Source organism: Streptomyces sp. N50, from assembly GCF_033335955.1.
Taxonomy (GTDB): domain Bacteria; phylum Actinomycetota; class Actinomycetes; order Streptomycetales; family Streptomycetaceae; genus Streptomyces.
Window position 1 is genome coordinate 8,012,227 of record NZ_CP137549.1, and the last position, 19,218, is coordinate 8,031,444.

A 19,218-nucleotide genomic window follows, 5' to 3' on the forward strand; every position below is an offset into this window, starting at 1 on the left:
GCGGGCACCGATGACACCGCTGACCGTCCTGCTGGGCGACTACCCGCACACCCGGCACCTGAGGGAGACCCCCGTCCTGGGCGGCGACTGCCGCTTCGTCGAGGCCTCCCCGCTGTACCCGGCCTTCGCCCGCATGGTCCGCCAACTGGAGTACGACGTCTGCGAGTTGGCTCTCGCCACCTACCTCCAGGCCCGCGAGGCCGGCGTCCCGGTCACACTGTTCCCGGTCGTGATGATCGGCGGCACCCACCACCGCTCCCTGACCCGCCTCCCGGACGGCCCCGACCTCACCCCCGGCCAACTCGTCGGCCGCCGGGTGGGCGTGCGCTCCTACAGCCAGACCACCGGCCTGTGGGTGCGCGGCCTGCTCCGCGAGGAGTACGGCGTCGAGGCCTCCGACGTCACCTGGGTCACCACCGAGGAACCCCACGTCGCCCAGTACCGCGAACCGGCCTACGTGGAACGGTCCAAGGCCGGGCGCGTAGTCGATCTGCTCCGCGCCGGGGAGGTCGAGGCGGCCGTGCTCGGCCCACGCGCGATCGACGGTCAGGGCGAGGGCCTGGTCCCGCTGATCCCCGACGCGGAGGCGGCGGGCCTCGCCTGGATCGACCGGCACGGCACCGTCCCCGCCAACCACGTGGTGGTCGTCCGCGACGACGTCCTGCGGTCCCAGCCGGAGGCGGTACTCGCCCTGTACCGCTCCCTCAAGGACGCCATCGCCGCCACCGCGCGGGAGCGCGACGACTCACCGGCCGGTCGCGCGGTAGCCGCGGGTTGGACCGTTCCACTCGCCAACTGCCTTGAGATCGCCGGGCGCTACGCCCTGGAACAGGAACTCGTGCGCACCCCCGTGGACGTGGGCGCGATCGAGAAGGAAACCGCGTTCGTCCGGGGAAGCTGAGAGGAGGACAGTGATGACAGGACTACGACACCGGCCGAGCGCCCCCAGCCGGCGCCCCGACCGGTGGACACCGGACCTCCTCGCGAAGATCGACTGGCGCCGCCGCGCGGCGGCCGAACCCTTCCGCGGAGTGACCACACCGGACGGCGTACGCCCGGGCCTCTTCCCGCTGCGCGACACCGGTGTGGACGTCGGCCCGGTACGGCAGGCGGCGGAGGACTACCTCGCCGCACTCTCGCCGACGCAACTGGCCGCCGGCAGATTCCCCGTCGACGATGTGACATGGCGTCACTGGGCCAACGGGGCACGGTACTTCCTCCGCCACGGCCTCTGTCTGGAGGACTTCGACGACGAGGGACGGCGCCGCGCCCTGGACGTCGTCCGTGCCAGTCTCAGCGCCTACGGCTACACCCAGGTCGTCGATCTGATGCACCTCAATCTCACCATCGGCGAACTCCGCGGTGAGCAGGACCTGTTGAACGAGTGGCTGTACTGGTTCAGCGTCTACGGCGAGCCCGAGAACGGCCGCCCCTGGGGCTGGCAGCTCGACGGCCACCACGTCAACGTCAACTGCGTCTTCGTCGGCGACCAGATGGTGCTGACGCCCACCTTCCTGGGCGCCGAACCGGTGACCGCCACGTCCGGGAAGTACGCCGGGACGACCGTCTTCCGGCGCGAAGAGGCCGTAGGGCAGGAGCTGTTCACCACGCTGACGCGCCGTCAGCGGGAGCGGGCGGTGATCGCGGACGAGCTGCCGCCCGACCTGTTCGTCGGAGCCTTCCGCGACAACTTCCAACTGGCCCACCAGGGCCTGCCGTTGAGCGAACTGACCTCGGGCCCGCGGGCGGTCGCGGCGGAACTCATGGGCCTCTACGTCAACCGGGCCGCCGACGGCCACGCACGGGTCCGCATGGACGAGGTCACCGCCCACCTCGCGGACACCCTCTTCGCCTGGATCGGCGACGGCGCACCGGACAGCGCCTTCTACTACCGCCTCCACAGCCCGGTGATCCTCGTCGAGTTCGAGCACCAGGCCGGGGTCATGTTCGACAACGACGTGCCCTCGCGCAAACACATCCACACCGTGGTCCGCACCCCGAACGGCAACGACTACGGGGCCGATCTGCTGCGCCGGCACCACGAGCGGTTCCATCGGAAGAGGAGCACGGGATGAAGATGGTTCTGGGCCGCGACGACCTCGCGGCCGCCGCGGAGACCGCCGTCCGCGCCACCGGGACGGACCTCGAACGGCTCGACGTACGGCCCGTGCACAAGGCCTCGCGCGGCTTCGTCAACGACACGGACGTGGACCTCTGCGAGCTGGCGGTCGTCACGCTGCTCCAGGCCGTCGCCCACGGGAAGCCCGTCGTGCTGCTCCCGGTCACCACGCTCGGCCGCCACCAGCATCAAACCCTGGTCACCTGCGGCGAGTTGACGCTCGCCGACATCGAGGGCGGCACCGTCGGCGTCCGTTCCTGGAGCCAGACCACCGGCGTGTGGGTACGCGGTTTCCTGAGCGAGCAGTACGGGGTCGACCTGCGCGACGTCGGCTGGGTCGTCTACGAGGACGGTCACGTCGACGAGCACGAGGACCCGGCCTGGGTGAAGCGGGCCCCGGAAGGCGCCCGGCTCCAGGCCGACTTCCTCGAAGGACGCCTCGACTTCGGGATCATGGGCAACGAACTCCCGGTCGACGACCGCATCCGCACCGCGATCCCGGACGCGTCCGACGTCGCCCAACAGTGGGCGCTCACCAAGGGGTTCGCCCCCGTCAACCACGTCATCGGCGTCACCGAGGCCGCCGCCCGCGAGCACTCCGCCGCCCTCTGCGCCGCCTACGACGCGATGCGCGCCGCGCTCTCGCCGACCAGCCCCGTGGACTTTAGCCCCGTCGGCTTCGAGGCGCTGCGCGGACCGTTCGCGCAGGCCGCCCAATACGCCCTGGAGCAGGGCGTGTTGCCCCGGCCCGTCTCCTTCGACGAGCTGGTGGAGGGGAGTTGCGCGGCCCTCGGCGTGGAGCCCGCGCGGCTCGGCGGATGAGCAGCCGGGCGAACGGCCGTGGCCCACACATCCATGGAACGGAAGGCAGGCAATGCAGAAGCTCTCGGTGGCCCTCGGGGAGTACCCGCACGGGCAGGCGCTTCTCGACGGCGAGGTCGAGGTGGACGGGTACCGGGTCGAACCGGTCGAGGTCCGGCCGGTCATCGGCGCCTACCGGCGGATGATCCGCGACCTGGAGTTCGACGTGTGCGAACTCGCCCCCGTCTCCTACCTGATGGCCAGGCAGGAAGGCGTCCCGCTCACCGCGATCCCCGTGTTCCTCAACCGGCGTTTCCACCACGGAGACGTGCAGTGCGCCGAGGACTCGGCCATCCGCGCGCCCCGCGACCTGGAGGGCCGCCGGGTCGGGGTCCGCGCGTACACGGTGACCACCGGGGTGTGGGTGCGCGGCATCCTCGCCGAGCAGTACGGCGTGGACGTCGAGAAGATCACCTGGGTGGTGGACGACGACGACCACATCGAGGGCCGCACCCCGCCGAACGTCGAACGGGTCGCGGACGGACGGTCGTTGGGCGAGCTGCTGCGCGCCGGTGACATCGACGCCGCGTTCACCGGCAACGCGGGCACCGGCCGGGCCGGCGCACCCCGGGAGGGTTGGGCGGCGGCGGACGAGGGGGTCGGCGACGGGCCGTACCCGCTCTTCCCGGCCGCCGAAGTCCTCGCCGTGGACTGGTACTTGCGCACCGGCATCTACCCGCTGCACTCCCTCATCGCCCTCCGCTCCGACCTCGTCGAACGCGACCCCGCCCTCCCCGCCAAGCTCTACACGGCCTTTGCCGACAGCAAGCGCAGGCAACTCGCTGCCGATCCCGACTGGTTGGCTCAACCCCGCTTCGCCCGCCAGGCCCGGCAGATCGGCGGCGACCCCGTCCCCTACGGCATCGACGCCAACGAGCCGAGCCTCGCCGCGCTCGTGCGGTTCTCCCGGGACCAGGGACTTCTCGACCCCGGTTTCCCGACCGACCCGCACGCCCTGTTCGCCGCCGGCGACCACCCCGACGCCTGACCGAAACGACGTACTGCACAAGGGAGTTGGACCATGGACGTGGTCGACGCACACTGCCACATCATCTCGGAGGACCAGGCCCGGTACCCGCGGGCGCCGATCGGCGGCAAGCAGTCGGCGTGGGCCGAGTCCCGGCCGGTGACAGCCGCCGGGATGGTGACCCGCATGGACGAGGCGGGCATCGGCCAGGCCGTCCTCGTCCAGGCCACCACGGCCTACGGCTACGACAACTCCTATGTCCTCGACAGCTGTCGCAGCCGCCCCGGACGTTTCGCCGCCGTCGGCACCTTCGATCCGCTGCGGCCGGACGCCGCCGACATCCTGGCGAACGCGGTCGGTGACGGAGGGCTCGCAGGCGTGCGGCTGTTCACGAGCGGCAGCACGGTGCCGACGCAGGGGGAGTGGTTCGCGGCTCCCGAGACGTATGAATTCTGGCGTCGGGCGGGGGAGTTGGACATCACCGTCTGTCTTCAGATGCGGCTCGGGGCGGCGACCAAGCAACTCCGGCAGGTGCTGGAGCGGTTCCCGGACGTCCGGGTCCTCCTCGACCACATCGGCTACCCGGACATCGCCGCCTCGCCCGCCCGCGCCGGTGCCGATGTAGCCGAACTCGCCCAGCACGCGGGCCTGTTCCTGAAACTCACCCACCGCAATCTGGAGCGGCTGTACGACGCCGGTGACGCGGCGGCCGACTTCCTCGAACCCGTCGTAGCCGCGTTCGGCGCCGAACGGATCGCCTGGGGCTCCAACTGCCCTGCGGCGGAACAGTCGTTGCCCGAACTGCTGCGACTCGCGGAGGACGTCCTGGCCGTACTCCCGGACGACGCCCGGCAGGCGATCTTCGCCGGCACGGCACGACGGCTGTACCCCGGGCTGACCGAAGAAGGCGCCTGAACGGGACATACTCCCGGGACGGCCGACATCAGCGGCCGGCAACCCTTCCGAGAACACACAGGTGATCAAGGTGGACATCAGCGGTTACGACGACGTCGTGGATCCGGGCCGGACGTCGCCCACCCGGCACAGCCAGGCCTACGACGGGCTGCGCTCGCTGCTCCTGTCGGGCAGCGTCGAGCCGGGCACCCGGCTCACCGAGGCCGACCTGACCAGGATGTTCAACGTCTCGCGCAGCACCATGCGCGCGGTGCTGGTCCGGCTGACCCAGGAGGGCTACGTCACCAGCGAGGTCAACCGCGGTGTCCGCACCCGGAGTTTCTCCGTCGAGGAGGCCGCGGACATCCTGGAGGCGCGCGAGACGCTGGAGTCCGCCCTCGCCGGGAAGGCCGCCGAGCGCGCCACCGACGAGGAGATCGCCCAACTCCGCGCCACCCTGCGGGAGATGGAGGACTGCAAGGCACGCGGCGACCAGGCCGCCTACTCGCGCGGCAACCGCCTCTTCCACCAGCAGGTCAAACAGGCCGCCCACCAGCAGACCCTCGCCAAGGCCTACGACACGCTGCTCTACCCGCTCGTCATGCGCCAGTACCGCAACCTCTCCGCCCCGCACCCGCGCGCCGGTTCGCTGGAGGAGCACCAGGCGATCCTCCTCGCCATCGTCACCCGCAACCCCGAGGCGGCCGTCGCCGCGATGCGCCACCACGTGGCCTCAGCCCGCCAGGCACTCCTGCTGCGCTCCGCCCGCGACAGCCCCGCCCACGCCACCGACTGACCGACCGCTCGCCGCACACGAGAAAGGGTCTTCATGCGCCACCCAGTGGAAACCGAGGCAGGGCTGGTGGAGGGCATACCGGGCCGCGACCACGCGCTCACCGTGTTCCGCGGCATCCCCTACGCGGCGCCCCCAGTACGGGAGTTGCGCTGGCGCCCGCCCCAGCCCCCGCCGACCTGGCCCGGTGTGCGCGCGGCCCGCACCTTCGGCCCGATGTGCCCGCAGGCCCCCAACAGCGAGATCGCCGGGATCGACCTCCCGATGAGCGAGGACTGCCTGAACCTCAACGTTTGGACCGGTGCAACCTCCACCGAGGAGCGCCGCCCGGTCCTGGTCTGGATCTACGGCGGCGGCTTCCGCGTCGGCACCGGCGCGAGCCCCCGCTACGACGGCGAGGCCCTCGCCCGCAGAGGACTCGTCGTCGTCACCTTCAACTACCGCCTGGGCGCCTTCGGTTTCCTCGCCACCCCCGAACTCAGCGCCGAGTCCGGCCACCACGCCTCCGGCAACTACGGCCTCCTCGACTGCGTCGCCGTCCTGCGCTGGGTCCGCGACAACATCACCAACTTCGGCGGCGACCCCGGCCGCGTCACCATCGCCGGACAGTCCGCCGGAGCCGGAGCGGTCAACTTCCTGGCCATGTCCCCGCTCGCCCAGGGCCTCTTCCACCGCGCCGTCGCCCAGAGCCACGCCCGCCACGCGCGCGACCCCGAACTCCGGTACCTGGCAACGTCGTACCGCACCCTGCCCGACGCCGAGAGCGCGGGCGCACGGTACGCCGAGGAGCGCGGCGGGCCCTCGCTCGCGCTGCTGCGGTCGCTGCCCTGGCAGAAGCTCGTCGACGGGGACGCGGCCGTCGACTCCATGGTGGAGACCGGGAGTTCGGCGAAACCGCCGCTGTTCCGGCCCGTCGTCGACGGCTGGGTGCTCCCCGCCGGCTACGACGAGACGTACGCCAAAGGGCTCCAGAACAACGTCGGTTACCTCGCCGGCAACAACCGTGACGAGAGCGGAGCCGTCCCCGAGAGCACCTTCGCCGCCTACCGCACGGCCGGCGAGAAGGCCTGGCGCCCGGGCATGCCACCCGTCCACGTCACCCTCGACGACTACACGGCCGCCGCCCACCGCAAGTTCGGCGAGATGGCCGACGAGTTCCTGCGGCTGTACCCGGCGGCCGACGACGACGCGGCGGGCCGGGCGCACAGCGCGGCCGTACGCGACAACGCCCGTGTCTCCACGTTCCTTTGGGGCACGGACTGGGCCAGACACGCGGACCGGCCGGTCCACACGTACTTCTGGACCCACCGCTCACCGGCAGGTGGGCAGAACCCCCGGCGCGCCTCGCACAGCTCCGAGATCGACTTCGTCCTCGACAACCTCGACCAGGACGACGCCGAGTGGACCGCAGAGGACCGGGCCGTCGCGGCGACCATGTCCGGCTACTGGGCCAACTTCGTCGCCACCGGCGACCCGAACGGCCCCGGACTGCCGAACTGGCCGCCGTACAGCCCCGATTCGGCGACGGTCATGCAGGTCGGCGAGGGCTTTGGACCGGTCCCGGTCGCGGAGCCCGCCCGGCTCGACTTCTGGAAGCGCTTCTTCCGTACGCAGCAGGCATGGTGACAGGAGACCTCATGAGACTACGCACCGCGGACCCCCGTACCGCCGTCGCGCTGGCGGCGACCATGGCGCTCGGCACGGCGCTGCTGACCGCGTGCGGCGGCGACTCCTCGGCGAGCGCCGACGGACTCACCACCGTGACGGTCGGCACCGGCGGCAACATCTTCGACCTGCCCCTCAAAGTGGCCGACGCCAACGGCTACTTCCGCAAGCAGGGACTCAAGATCAAGTACGTGACGCTGACCGCCGCGACCGGACCCTCGGCCCTCCAGGCGGGCTCCGTGCAGTTCCTCCACGACAGCCCGACCGGGTTCGTGACCGCGCTCTCCAAGGGCCTCCCGGAGACCGCGCTCGCCGCCGACGGGCTCGGCAATCCGCTCGGGCTCGTCGTCAGCAAGAAGTTCGCCCAGGACCACGACCTGACCGCCTCCACCCCGGCCGCCGACGTCGCGACGGCCCTGGCCGACTCGACCGCGGGAGCCAGCTCGGCCAACACCAAGGCCGAGGCCGGCATCTTCCTCAAATCCCACGGCGTCGACCCCACCAAGCTGAAGTGGGTGTCGCTGCCCAGCCCGGTCGCGGACAAGGCCGCGCTCAACAACCACGAGATCGACTGGTTCGTCACCTCGGAACCGCTTCCCCTGCAGATCGCGGACTCCGGCGACGGCATCGTCGTGGCGACGCCTCTGACCGTGCCCGAATGGGACGCCACACACTCCGGATACAGCCAGTTCGTGGTCGCCCAGAAGAGCTACGCGAGTGGGCACGCCGACATCGCGAAGAAGTTCGTCACGGCCGTCCAGCAGGGCACCGCCTACATGCGGACGCACCTCGCCGACAAGCAGGACAAGACCGTGCTGGCCGTAGCGCGGAAGGCGCTGCCCGGCGTACCGGCCAAGGTCCTCGAAGGCAGCCTCGAACAGGTCGACTGGCCGGCCAAGTCCTCGATGGACGCCGCCACTTGGAACACCACGACGGCCTTCATCGACGCGATAGGCGCGCTCCCCGACGGGGCCAAGGTCACCACGAGCGACTGGACCAACAAGTACCTCCCATGACACGGCCGGCGAGAAAGCGGAAGGAGCAGACGATGGCGACTGCCACCGACACGCCCGAGAGCACGACCGAGGTCGCGGTCGCGACCGAACGACGCCGCAGGAACAACGACCGCTGGCGGGACACGGCCATCGTGGTGGCCCTGCGTCTCGCGGTGATCGCGCTCTGCCTGGTCCTCTGGCAGGTGATGAGTGGACCGGTCCTACCGGAGTACGCGGTCAGCAAGCCGACCGACGTGTCGCACGCTCTGTGGAAACTGCTCGGCTCCTCCTCCGGGTGGACCGACATCAGGGTGACGTCGATCGAGGTGGCCGCCGGATTCGCCATCGGCGTGGTGCTCGGCACGGTGATGGGCCTCCTCCTGGGCTCCTTCCCGCTCGCGGGCCGGGTCCTGGAACCCCTGGTCGCCGCCGTCAACGGCATCCCCAAGATCGCCCTCGCGCCGCTCTTCCTGCTGTTCTTCGGCATCGGCCCCTGGTCGAAGATCAACATCGCCGTCACGGGCGTGTCCTTCGTCGTCTTCTACAACGTCTACCTCGGCCTGCGTCTTCGCGAGCGCGAACTCGTCGAGATCGTCCAGGTGATGGGCGGCCGTCGCCACCACGTCCTCGGCTACGTCACGATCCCCACCCTCGCCGCCCCCTTCTTCGCCGCGCTCAAGACCGGCGGCCCGCTCGCGATCCTCGGCGTCATCGGCGGCGAGTTCATCGCCTCCTCCGAAGGCGTCGGCCACGAACTGTTCACCTCCGCCATGAACCTCGACGCCGCGACCGAGTTCGCCGGCCTGATCGTCCTGGTGGTGATGACCCTGATCCTCAACGGCGTGCTGAGCTGGCTGGACACATACGCGCTGAAGCGACTGGGGCTCGGTCCGCGGCGGCCGTCCGAGCGACGCGCCGGTTGACCGCCGGCCCGCAAAACCCCTGATCACACTGGGTTTCCCGGTCGTCCCCCGGACGGGCAACAGGAAACCCGTCGACCCCCGGACTCCCCCGGGACAGGCTGATCCCCGTCAGCACGAAGCACGGCCTGCGACGACGCAGGAGACCCACTAGGGGGAGACATGCGCAAGATGTTGAGCACCGCCGCCGCGTTCGCGACCGCGACCATCGCCGTGGTGGCGATGAGCGGGGCGGCCCAGGCGAAGCCCGCGGGCGGGGTCCCCTGGGACGGATGCCCGTCCGGGGCGGTCTGCATCTACGGCGAGGGAGTGGTCCCGAAGGACAACCCGCACCCGACCGACGTGTACTACAGCTACGGCGCCCACAACCTCAGCAACCAGTTCGGCCAGCACTGGATCCTCAACAACCAGACCGGCGGCGCGTCCGTGACCCTGTGCAACGGGTCCAACGGCACGAACTGCACCGACACGATCGCCCAGGACAACGGCCTCCTCCGTAACTTCACGCCCATCAACTCCATCGTCCTCAACAGGCCGTAGCGGGATCTCCCGCCACGGGGGAGCGCTGCCGGGACCGGTCCACACCGGTCCCGGCCGTTCCGTTTTCGCCACTCCGGGTGAAAGTGCCGCCTCCCTGTGCGACCCCCGCAGTAACCTGGGCATCCGCCGTCCCACGATCCGGACAGGCCAGTGCCAGGGGGATGCCTTGGGGGATCAGCAGTACGAACAGGCGGGCGTGGACCGGTCCGACCAGCCGGGAAGCACCGCACAGGCCACGCCGTCCTTTCCCGCACAGCTGAGACGGCTGCGCCGGGAGCGCGGCCTGTCGCTGGCCGATCTCGCACGTCAGACGCACTACAGCAAGGGTTATCTCAGCAAGATCGAGACCGGCGTCAAGCGGGCGACCGTCGACGTGGCCCGTCAGTGCGACCACATCCTGCGCGCCGACGGCGAGCTGCTCCGGCTGGTGCGCGAGACCGGCCCGGCGGAGCGCGGCGGCGGGGCGGCCGCCGACACCGGTACGCCCACCTGTCCGTATCGCGGACTGTCGGCGTTCACCCCGCAGGACGCGGCCTGGTTCTTCGGCCGGGAGCGGGCCACGGCCGCGCTCGTCGAGCGGGTCTTCCAACGCGTGGGCGGTGGACCGCTGTTGCTCGTCGCCCCGTCCGGCGCCGGCAAGTCCTCGCTCCTGAACGCCGGTCTCGTCCCGGCACTGCGCCGCCCCGGCGGCTTCCCGATGCCCGGCGCCGAGCGCTGGCCGGTGGTCGCGCTCACGCCCACCGCCCATCCCCTGGAGGAACTCCTCGAACGGACGGCGAAGGTCATCGGCAGCGATCTCGACCTCACCGCACAGGAGTTGACCGACCACCCCGAGGCCCTGCTGGATGCGGTCCGCACCCGCTCCGGGGGCGCCCCGCCCGGCGCGGACGGCCGCCGCCCGCCACCGGTCCTGCCGGTGCTGCTGGTCGACCAGTTCGAGGAACTGTTCACCCTCTGCTCCGACGAGAGCGAGCGACGGGCCTTCGTACGGGTCCTGTGGGCGCTGTCCACCGGCCCGGACCCTGCCGTCGTCGTGCTCGGCGTCCGCGCCGACTTCACCGGCCGCTGCCTCGAACTCCCGGAACTGGCACCGGTGTTCACCGACGGCCTGTTCGTCCTGCTGCCCATGTCCGTGGCGGAACTGCGCGCGTCCATCACCCGTCCCGCCGAACTCGCCGGCGTCACCCTCGAACCCGGCCTGGTCCCGCTCCTCCTGCGCGACGCGGGTCTGCGCGACGAAGCGGGCACCGTGGACCGTTCCAACACCCCCGACGACACCCCGTCCGGCGCCCTGCCCCTCGTCTCCCACGCCCTCCTCGCCACCTGGCAGCAGCGCGAGGACACCACCCTCACCGTCGCCGGGTACGAGCGCACCGGCGGCATCCAGGGCGCCATCGCCCGCACCGCCGAGACCGTGTTCGCCCAGCTGTACCCGGCCGAGCAGAAGACCATCCGGCGCGTCCTGTCCCGGCTCGTCCACGTCTCCGACGAGGGCATCGTCGCGACCCGGCGCCGTGCGGGCCGCAGCGCCCTGATGGAGCAACTCGCCGACGCGGACGCCGCGTCGGCAGCCCTCGACGTCTTCGTCCGGGCCCGGCTGATCACCGTGGACCGTGACACCGTCGAGATCACCCACGAGGCCCTGCTGCACGCCTGGCCCCGGCTGCGCGACTGGATCGACGCCGACCGTGCCGGACTCCTCATCCACCAGCAACTCGCCCACGCCGCCGCCGAATGGGAGCGCGAGAACCGCGACCCGTCCGCCCTCTACCGCGGCACCCGCCTCGACACGGTCCGCGCCTGGGCCGACGAACTCGACGGCCGCGGCCGCCTCGGCCCCCGCGAAGAGGCCTTCCTCAAAGCCGGCCAGGCGGAGGAGGACGCCCGTCAGCATCTGGCGAGACGTCAGATCCGGTTCCGCCAGGCCCTGTTCGCGACCCTGGCCGTCCTGCTCGGCCTCGCGTTGACCGCAGGCGGCCTCGCTTACCAGCAGCGCGCGAGCGCCCTCGACCAGGAACGTGTGGCCCGTTCCCAGGCCCTCGCCGTGCAGTCCACCTCCCTGGCCGGCAGCCAGCCAGAGGCCTCGATGCTCCTCGCCGAGGAGGCCTACCGCGCCGACCACACCCCCGAGGCCCGCGGCGCCCTGCTCAGCACCCAGGCGCAGGCCTTCTCCGCCCGCCTCGTCGGCCGGCACGGCCCGGTCAACGCCGTCGCCTTCGCACCGAACGGCAGACTCCTCGCGACGGCCGGCGCGTACGGCACCGTACAACTGCGCCGCACCAGCGATCACCGTACGACCGCCACGCTCACCCTCCCCGGACGGGTCCGGTCCGTCGGCTTCAGCCCCGACGGGGCCACCCTCGCGGCGACGTCCAGCGACGGGCCGGTACGGATCTGGGGCACCGCCGACCACCGGGTGCGGGCCCTGCTCCCCGCGAGCACCACCGGCGCCCGCGCCCTCGCCTTCGACCCCCGCGGCCGTACCCTCGCGGTCGCCGGGGACGATGGAACGGTCCAACTCTGGGACATCGCCGGCGACAAGCCGACCGGGGTACGGCTCGCCGGGCACACCGGCCGGGTCAACTCGCTGGCCTACGCCCCGGACGGCAGGACGCTGGCCTCGGGCGGCTCCGACCGGACCGTACGGCTGTGGGACACCGACCGGGGGCGGTCCCTCGCGGTACTCAGGGGGCACACCGACGAGGTGCTCGGGGTGGCGTTCGCGCCGGACGGGCGGAGCGTGGCCTCCGGCGGCGTCGACCGGACCGTACGCCTGTGGGACGTGGCCTCGCACCGGTCCACGGCGACGCTCACCGGACACAGCGACGACGTCAACGCCGTGGCCTACACGCCCGACGGCGGCACGGTCGTCAGCGCGGGCGGCGACGGTACGACCCGCTTGTGGGACGTGCGCACGGGGCGCCCGGCCGCGGTCCTCGCCGGGCACACCGACTACGTGATGTCCGTCGCCGTGAACTCCACCGGAACGACCCTCGCCACCGGCGGCTTCGACCAGTCGGTGGTGCTGTGGGACCTGCGTGGACCGGTCCTGACGGCCCGCCCGTTCACCGAGGTGTCGCAGGCCGCGTACAGCCCGGACGGGACACTCCTCGCGACGGCCGACGCGGACCACACCGTCCGGCTGTGGGACGTGGCCCGGCACCGGGTCGTGACGACGTTCACGGGCCACCGCGAGAGCGTGTTCTCGGTGGCGTTCTCCCCGGACGGGCGGACCCTCGCGTCGGCGGGCTCGGACGGCACCATCCGGCTGTGGGACGTCCGCTCGCACCGCGCGCTCGCGACCCTCACCGGCCACACCGGGGACGTCTTCTCGGTCGCGTTCGCGCCCGACGGCCGCACCCTCGCCTCAGCCGGCGCCGACCGCACGGCCCGCATCTGGGACGTCCGGAGCCACCGCCAACTCGCCGTTCTCAACGGCCACTTGGACTCTGCCAACGATGTCACGTACAGCCCCGACGGCCGCACCCTCGCCAGCGCCGGCGACGACCTGACCGTCCGCCTCTGGGACACGGCGACCCACCGCCCGCTCGCCACCCTCACGGGCCACACCGGCGCGGTCCGGGGCGTCGCCTTCAGCCCCGACGGGCGGACCCTCGCGAGCAGCAGCAACGACGGCACCGTCCGCCTGTGGGACGTCCGCCACCGCCGCTTCGAGGCCTCCCTCACCGGCCACACCGGATCCGTGCGCGGCCTCGCCTTCTCGCCGGACGGCCACCTCCTCGCGAGCAGCGGCAGCGACCGTACGGTACGGCTCTGGGACGTGGCCGCGCGGCGGCCGTGGGCCACGCTCACCGGGCACACGAACGCGGTGTGGGGCGTCGCGTTCGCGCCCGACGGACAGACCCTGGCGAGCAGCAGCAACGACGGGACCGTACGACTGTGGGACCTGGACCCCGGCGACCGGCTCAGCCGAATCTGCCGTCTGCGGAAGGCAGTTGGCCCCGAGGAGCGCAGGACACTGATGCCGGGCCTGCCCGTGTCCTTCACCCCCGCGTGTGCGAAGCCCTGACCGCGCAGGGCCAACTGCCCCTGGTGGGAGGGGGTTTCCCAAAGGTTTCCCGTTGCCCTTCGGGGTGGGGTGTCGCGGGGTCCTCGACCGGCCGGGCCGAGGTCGGCAGGCTGGTGCACGACCACGTACGGACCACAGGAAACGGGGGTCCCGGCATGCTCCGGCGGACCGGAATCATCGGCACACTCATCGGACTGTTCGCCTTCCTCCTCTGGGCGCCCGCGGCCGTCGCCGCACCGGCGGCCGGCAGCTGCGGCGTCCTCGCACCGGGCGCCTCGGCCGCCGCGCAGAGCGCGATCGCCGCGGCCTGCGCCGAGGTCGACGCGGGCACCTGGTACACGTGGAGCGGCGGCCACGGCGACCAACCGGGCGCCACCTTGGGCCGCTACGACGGCCACGACGAGGCCAGCAGGCAGGACGGCGAGCGGGTCGGCTTCGACTGCTCGGGTCTCGTCCGCTACGCCTACGCGCGGGCCGCCGGCTCCGACATCCTCAACGGCGACGCGAGCCGGCAGTACTACACGACCCGCGCCGCCGCCCGTTTCACGGCGGCCCAGGGCCTCGCCCCGCTGCTCCCCGGCGACCTGCTCGCGTACGGCACCTCGGACGACCTGCACCACATCGCGATCTACATCGGCGCGGGCAAGATGGTCGAGGCGCGGCAGTCCGGCACGCATCTGATGGTCAGTGATGTCCGCCTGGGCGGCGACTACTTCGGGGCCGTCCGCGTCAACACCGGTGCGGTGACCGGGCATGTCTTCCAGACCTGGGGCACCGGCGTCTGGACGAAGACCGCACCCTCGGTCGGTGCCACGCGCGTCTACGCCTTCCCCGACGCGACCAGCATCCGCGTCGAGTGCCAGAAGCACGCGGAGACCGTCACCTCCGACGGCTACACCAACGACGCCTGGGCCTATCTGCCCGACTACAAGGCCTGGATGACCAACATCTACATCCAGGGACCGGCCTGGCTGGACGGCGTTCCCACCTGCGCCTGACCCGCACCTGATAAATCCCGTGCTCCGCGCCCCGGGCTTCCCTACACTCGCCACATCCGTTGACGAGTGAGGGGAGCCCGGCCGTGCGTAACAGCACCGCTGTCGTCGTTCCCCGCTCCCGGTACGAGGTGATCCTGGTGTCTTGGGCCGTCCGGTGCCCGCTGCGCGGCCGGTACCGGATGCCCGTGACGTGACAGCTTTCTGACGTTCCGTCAAGTCAACTCTCCCGCACGGGAATTGCGCTGCCCTGCATGGAATCCACTTTCGAAAGGCCATGGGCCGTGCGCACCGAACGCCCTCTCACCACTCCGCTCTCCGCCGTCCGCAACCTGGGCATCCTCGCCCACGTCGACGCCGGCAAGACCACCGTCACCGAGCGGTTCCTCTACCTCACCGGCACCACCCACAAGCGCGGTGAGGTCCACGACGGAACGACCGTCACCGACTTCGACCCCCAGGAGCGCGACCGTGGGATCACCATCTTCGCCGCGGCCGTCACCTGCGCCTGGGACGGTCACCGGATCAACCTGATCGACACCCCGGGCCACGTCGACTTCGCCGACGAGGTGGAACGGTCCCTGCGCGTCCTCGACGGCGCGATCGCCGTGTTCGACGCCGTCGCGGGCGTCGAGCCGCAGAGCGAGTCGGTGTGGCGCCAGGCCGACCGGTACGGCGTCCCGCGCATCGCCTTCGTCAACAAGCTGGACCGCGCGGGCGCCGACCTCGACACGGCCGTCGCCTCGATCCGGGAACGGCTCCATCCGGCGCCGCTGGTGGTGCAGTTGCCGATCGGCACGGAGGACGGCTTCACGGGTGTCGTCGATCTGCTCCGGATGCGTGCCCTGGTGTGGACCGACGGCAGTGACACACCTGCGGAACTCCCGGTCCCGGAAGGCCTGTTGGCGGCGGCGCGGCGGCGCAGACGGCTGCTGGAGGAGGCGGTGGCGGAGCTGCACGCCGGTGCGCTGGAGGAGTTCTACGACGGATCGGCCCTGTCCGCCGAGACGTTGAGCTCCGCCCTGCGCGACCTCACCCGCACCGGCGACGGCGTGGTCGTGCTGTGCGGCTCGGCCTACCGCAACCGCGGCATCGAGCCGCTGCTGGACGCCGTAGTGGCGTATCTGCCGTCGCCGTCGGACGTTCCGGCGGTGCGGGGGACGGACGGCGACGGCGGCGAGCAGGAGCGGGCGGCGGATCCTCAAGTGCCGCTGGCCGCACTGGCGTTCAAGGTGAGTGCGACCGCGACCGGGCGGCTGACGTACCTGCGGATCTATTCGGGCACGATCGAGAAGGGAGACACGGTGTGGGACCCGGGCGCGCGGCGCACCGAGCGGATCGGGCGCATCCTGCGGGTGCAGGCCGACCGGCACGAACGGTTGGACCGGGCCATCGCCGGGGACATCGTCGCCGTGGTCGGACTGAAGTCGGCCCGCGCCGGTTCGACGCTGTGCGCACCGGACGCCCCGCTCGTCCTCGAACCGCCCGCGGTCGCCGACCCGGTGGTCTCGGTGGCGGTCGAGGCGCGCAGGAGCACCGACACCGACCGGTTGGCGTCGGCGCTCGCCCGACTGGCCGAGGAGGACCCGTCGTTGGCCGTCCGCACCGACGCCGAGACCGGCCAGACGGTCCTGTCCGGCATGGGCGAACTGCACCTGGAGGTCGCGGTGGAGAAGATCCGCCAGGCCACGGGTGTGGACGTCAACGTCGGCCGCCCCAGGGTCGCTTACCGCGAGACGGTCGTGCGCGGGGTGTCCGGACTGGTCTTCCGGCACGTCAAACAGGACGGCGGATCAGGCCAGTTCGCGCATGTCGTGCTCGACGTCGAACCGCTGGACGGCCTCGGCTTCGAGTTCCGCTCGGCGGTTGTGGGCGGACGCGTGCCGCAGGAGTACGTCCGCTCGGTGGAGGCCGGGTGCCGTGACGCCCTCGCCGAGGGGCCGATCGGCGGCTTCCCGGTGACCGGGCTGCGCGTGACGCTGACCGACGGGGCGACCCATGTGAAGGACTCGTCGGAGCAGGCGTTCCGCACGGCCGGCCGCCTCGGCCTGCGCGAAGCCCTGCGCGCCTGTACGGCGGTCCTCCTCGAACCGGTCGTCGAGGTCACCGTCACCGTGCCCGAGGACGCGGTCGGCGGCGTGCTCGGCGACCTGGCCGCCCGGCGCGGCCGTGTCACCGGCTCGACGACGCGCACGGGTTCGGCGATCGTCACGGCTACCGTGCCGCTGGCCGAACTCTTCGGCTACGCAACGCGGTTGCGCAGCCGGACCCAGGGCCGGGGGACGTTCACCGCCCGGCCGACGGGGTACGCCCCGGCGCCGAACGCGGTGACCGTCCGGTGACGGTGGCGGGTGCGGACCGAAGGGGGAGCTTCGGCCCGCACCCGCCACGTAATCGGGGACTCCGGGGGTCTCGACGACTCCCGGAATCTCGGGGACTCCCGGGGTCTCGGGGACTCCCGGGTCTCAGGGGTACGAGACCACCGTGGACGGCACGGTCGACGTGCCCGAAGTCGGGGAGCCCGTCTCGTTGATGACGTGTTCGTACTGGCCCTGGCCGCCGAGCGAGACGACGAGCAGGTCGTGGAACTTCACGCCCGAACGGTTCGGGGCGGCGAAGCCGTTGTGCTGGACGATCGTCGGGGCGACGTTGTAGTAGCAGTAACTGCCCAGGCCCCAGCCCTCGTGCACGGTCACGCTGTCGGCGACCTTGTACGCGGCGTAGCCCTTGATCGAGCCGTTCTGGATCGCGGCCTGGTTCGGGGCGTCGTACGCCTTCTCGTTCTGGAAGAAGATCGTGCGGCCCCGCTCGCCGTTCCACTGCACGTCGTACTTGTTGAAGTGCTCGACGAACAGGCCGGTGGCCAGCACGTCCGCGCCGCCCACGACGAGGCCGTAGTCGGCCCGGTTGGTGTCCCAGCCGATGCCCGTGCCGTGGTCGGCGCGCCAGAGCCAGGTGTGGTCGACGATGGTGTGGCGGTTGTTGATGACCATGCTGGTGGTGGCCTTGCCCGCGCCCGCGCCGCCGATGCGGACGAACACGTCCTGCACGGTGGTCGGGTTGGCCGAGTGGTCCGTCGTCGTGCCTGACGGGCCAACTTCCAGCAGGGTGTTCGAGTTGACCGTGCCCGCGTCGATCAGGAACCCGGCCAGCCGTACGCCGTCGACGTCGGCGGTCTTGAGGGCCGTAACTCCGTTGTCGGGGACGAGAGTTGCGTAACCCAGGCCCAGGACAACGGTGTTGGCGCGGTTCACCTGGATCGGCTGGTCCAGGTGGTAGATGCCCGGGGTCAGCAGGAGGTGAAGTCCCTGGGTGAGCGCCTGGTTGAGGGTGGCCGCCGTGACGCCCGGCTTCGCGACGTAGAACTGGGACAGGGACAGCGAGGTGCCGCGCGGTGTGCCGTTGCCCCAGGTCACGCCGCTCGCGTTGGTGCGCTTCTCGGGGAGGAAGACGCGGTACTCGGTGCCGTTCAGGTACAGGAAGGGCTTCTCGCGGGAGACGGGTGTCGTGGCGAGGGTGGTGTACACCGGGTTCGGGAAGCCCTGTGCCGGTGCGCCCTGGACGCCTGAGAAGACCATGTTCCAGACGCCGTTGAGCCAGCTGCCGATCGCGCTGTCGCGGGTGTACCACTGCTGCTGCGAGTACGGCTGGACCTGGCCGTCGATCCGGCTGTCGGCGATGTAGCCGCCGCTGGCCCAGCCGTAGCCGTTCGGGGAGAGGTTGAGGCTGCCGCGCACATGCATACGACGGAAGGGGGCCGCCTGAGCCACGGCCCACCTGTTCGTACCGCTGACGGGGACCAGCGCGAGGTTCTCCGCCGAACGCCAGAAGTTCTGCGTGGCGTTGCCGTTGAACCAGCCGGCGTCGACCGTGATGTCACCGTTGATCGTGGTGTCGTCGGGGGAGAGGCCGAGGCCGGAGATCGAGGTGTAGAAGCCGAGTTGGGCGTTGAGCCCGCTGTACGTGCCCGGCTTGAACAGCAGTTGGTAGCGGCCGGTGCCGAACTGGGCCGTCTCCTGCTGGGCGAAGATCTGGTCGAGCTTCGCCTGGATGCCGGCGGTGGACGGGTCGAAGACGATCACGTTGGGGCCGAGATCGCCGCCGCCCGGCAGGGTGGCAAGTGGCTTGTTCGCGGCGGGAGTCGTGGGGGCGGCGGAGGCGGGGGTCGGCAGTGCTGCCAGCGCGGACACGGCCGCGGCCGCACCGAGAACGGTTCTGCGGGGAACTGAGGACATTTCGCGGCTCTCCTTGTTCATGAAATGAACGCCGGTGGGGTTGGGAGCGCTCTCTCGCGGGGGAATGCTTCAGGTCCGTGAACACGGTCGTCAAGAGGTACGACCGAGTTCGACGAGTGGCGTCCAAACTCTTGACGCCTCTGGCTTCCGAGGTTTAACTCACGTCCTAAATTAAGTCGTGAGTGCATTCCCTGAAGGGACACC

The 19,218-nt window shown here is 71.3% G+C and carries 14 protein-coding genes; 13 read left to right on the plus strand and 1 reads right to left on the minus strand.

Annotation, left to right across the window (positions count from 1 at the left end):
* The first annotated feature begins 10 nt into the window (after positions 1-10).
* The 13 genes from R2B38_RS35645 to fusA all read left to right on the plus strand — a co-directional run bounded on the left by R2B38_RS35645 (position 11) and on the right by fusA (position 17,121).
* Positions 11-901, plus strand: coding sequence for a hypothetical protein (locus R2B38_RS35645; protein WP_318019929.1), 891 nt, complete (start codon positions 11-13; stop codon positions 899-901).
* A gap of 13 nt (positions 902-914) precedes the next feature.
* Positions 915-2,075, plus strand: coding sequence for a DUF3500 domain-containing protein (locus R2B38_RS35650; RefSeq protein WP_318019930.1), 1,161 nt, complete (start codon positions 915-917; stop codon positions 2,073-2,075).
* Positions 2,072-2,941: a hypothetical protein gene (locus R2B38_RS35655; RefSeq protein WP_318019931.1), complete on the plus strand. Its 870-nt coding sequence runs from the start codon at positions 2,072-2,074 to the stop codon at positions 2,939-2,941. Before R2B38_RS35650 ends, R2B38_RS35655 begins: the two co-directional genes overlap by 4 nt.
* A 52-nt stretch (positions 2,942-2,993) precedes the next feature.
* Positions 2,994-3,968: an ABC transporter substrate-binding protein gene (locus R2B38_RS35660; RefSeq protein ID WP_318019932.1), complete on the plus strand. Its 975-nt coding sequence runs from the start codon at positions 2,994-2,996 to the stop codon at positions 3,966-3,968.
* Between the two features lie 33 nt (positions 3,969-4,001).
* Positions 4,002-4,862, plus strand: coding sequence for an amidohydrolase family protein (locus R2B38_RS35665; protein WP_318019933.1), 861 nt, complete (start codon positions 4,002-4,004; stop codon positions 4,860-4,862).
* A gap of 61 nt (positions 4,863-4,923) precedes the next feature.
* Positions 4,924-5,637: a GntR family transcriptional regulator gene (locus tag R2B38_RS35670; protein WP_318019934.1), complete on the plus strand. Its 714-nt coding sequence runs from the start codon at positions 4,924-4,926 to the stop codon at positions 5,635-5,637.
* Between the two features lie 33 nt (positions 5,638-5,670).
* Positions 5,671-7,260 (plus strand): carboxylesterase/lipase family protein, encoded by a 1,590-nt coding sequence (locus R2B38_RS35675; protein ID WP_318019935.1) that lies wholly within the window; start codon positions 5,671-5,673, stop codon positions 7,258-7,260.
* An 11-nt stretch (positions 7,261-7,271) separates the two neighbouring features.
* Positions 7,272-8,315, plus strand: a complete 1,044-nt coding sequence (locus tag R2B38_RS35680) for an ABC transporter substrate-binding protein (protein WP_318019936.1) — start codon at positions 7,272-7,274, stop codon at positions 8,313-8,315.
* Positions 8,316-8,347: 32 nt separating this feature from the next.
* Positions 8,348-9,217, plus strand: a complete 870-nt coding sequence (locus R2B38_RS35685; protein ID WP_318019937.1) for an ABC transporter permease — start codon at positions 8,348-8,350, stop codon at positions 9,215-9,217.
* A 159-nt stretch (positions 9,218-9,376) separates the two neighbouring features.
* Positions 9,377-9,754 (plus strand): hypothetical protein, encoded by a 378-nt coding sequence (locus R2B38_RS35690; RefSeq protein ID WP_318019938.1) that lies wholly within the window; start codon positions 9,377-9,379, stop codon positions 9,752-9,754.
* A gap of 166 nt (positions 9,755-9,920) precedes the next feature.
* Entirely contained in the window at positions 9,921-13,784 is a 3,864-nt protein-coding gene (locus tag R2B38_RS35695) for a helix-turn-helix domain-containing protein (protein ID WP_411978521.1), read from the plus strand.
* A gap of 155 nt (positions 13,785-13,939) precedes the next feature.
* Positions 13,940-14,782, plus strand: a complete 843-nt coding sequence (locus tag R2B38_RS35700; protein WP_318019939.1) for an NlpC/P60 family protein — start codon at positions 13,940-13,942, stop codon at positions 14,780-14,782.
* Positions 14,783-15,033: 251 nt separating this feature from the next.
* Positions 15,034-17,121, plus strand: coding sequence for an elongation factor G (fusA, locus tag R2B38_RS35705; RefSeq protein ID WP_318019940.1), 2,088 nt, complete (start codon positions 15,034-15,036; stop codon positions 17,119-17,121).
* Between the two features lie 123 nt (positions 17,122-17,244).
* Here the strand turns inward: fusA and R2B38_RS35710 are convergent, their stop codons facing one another.
* Complete coding sequence (locus tag R2B38_RS35710) at positions 17,245-19,014, minus strand: coagulation factor 5/8 type domain-containing protein (protein WP_318019941.1); 1,770 nt, start codon at positions 19,012-19,014, stop codon at positions 17,245-17,247.
* Between the last annotated feature and the right edge of the window lie 204 nt (positions 19,015-19,218).

Bases quoted from the DNA above. Each gene is read 5' to 3' on its own strand.
- R2B38_RS35650 (WP_318019930.1), top strand. From the start codon at position 915: ATGACAGGACTACGACACCGGCCGAGCGCCCCCAGCCGGCGCCCCGAC.
- R2B38_RS35645 (WP_318019929.1), top strand. From the start codon at position 11: ATGACACCGCTGACCGTCCTGCTGGGCGACTACCCGCACACCCGGCAC.
- R2B38_RS35660 (WP_318019932.1), top strand. From the start codon at position 2,994: ATGCAGAAGCTCTCGGTGGCCCTCGGGGAGTACCCGCACGGGCAGGCG.
- R2B38_RS35655 (WP_318019931.1), top strand. From the start codon at position 2,072: ATGAAGATGGTTCTGGGCCGCGACGACCTCGCGGCCGCCGCGGAGACC.
- R2B38_RS35665 (WP_318019933.1), top strand. From the start codon at position 4,002: ATGGACGTGGTCGACGCACACTGCCACATCATCTCGGAGGACCAGGCC.
- R2B38_RS35690 (WP_318019938.1), top strand. From the start codon at position 9,377: ATGCGCAAGATGTTGAGCACCGCCGCCGCGTTCGCGACCGCGACCATC.
- fusA (WP_318019940.1), top strand. From the start codon at position 15,034: ATGGAATCCACTTTCGAAAGGCCATGGGCCGTGCGCACCGAACGCCCT.
- R2B38_RS35685 (WP_318019937.1), top strand. From the start codon at position 8,348: ATGGCGACTGCCACCGACACGCCCGAGAGCACGACCGAGGTCGCGGTC.
- R2B38_RS35710 (WP_318019941.1), bottom strand. From the start codon at position 19,014: ATGTCCTCAGTTCCCCGCAGAACCGTTCTCGGTGCGGCCGCGGCCGTG.
- R2B38_RS35680 (WP_318019936.1), top strand. From the start codon at position 7,272: ATGAGACTACGCACCGCGGACCCCCGTACCGCCGTCGCGCTGGCGGCG.
- R2B38_RS35700 (WP_318019939.1), top strand. From the start codon at position 13,940: ATGCTCCGGCGGACCGGAATCATCGGCACACTCATCGGACTGTTCGCC.
- R2B38_RS35675 (WP_318019935.1), top strand. From the start codon at position 5,671: ATGCGCCACCCAGTGGAAACCGAGGCAGGGCTGGTGGAGGGCATACCG.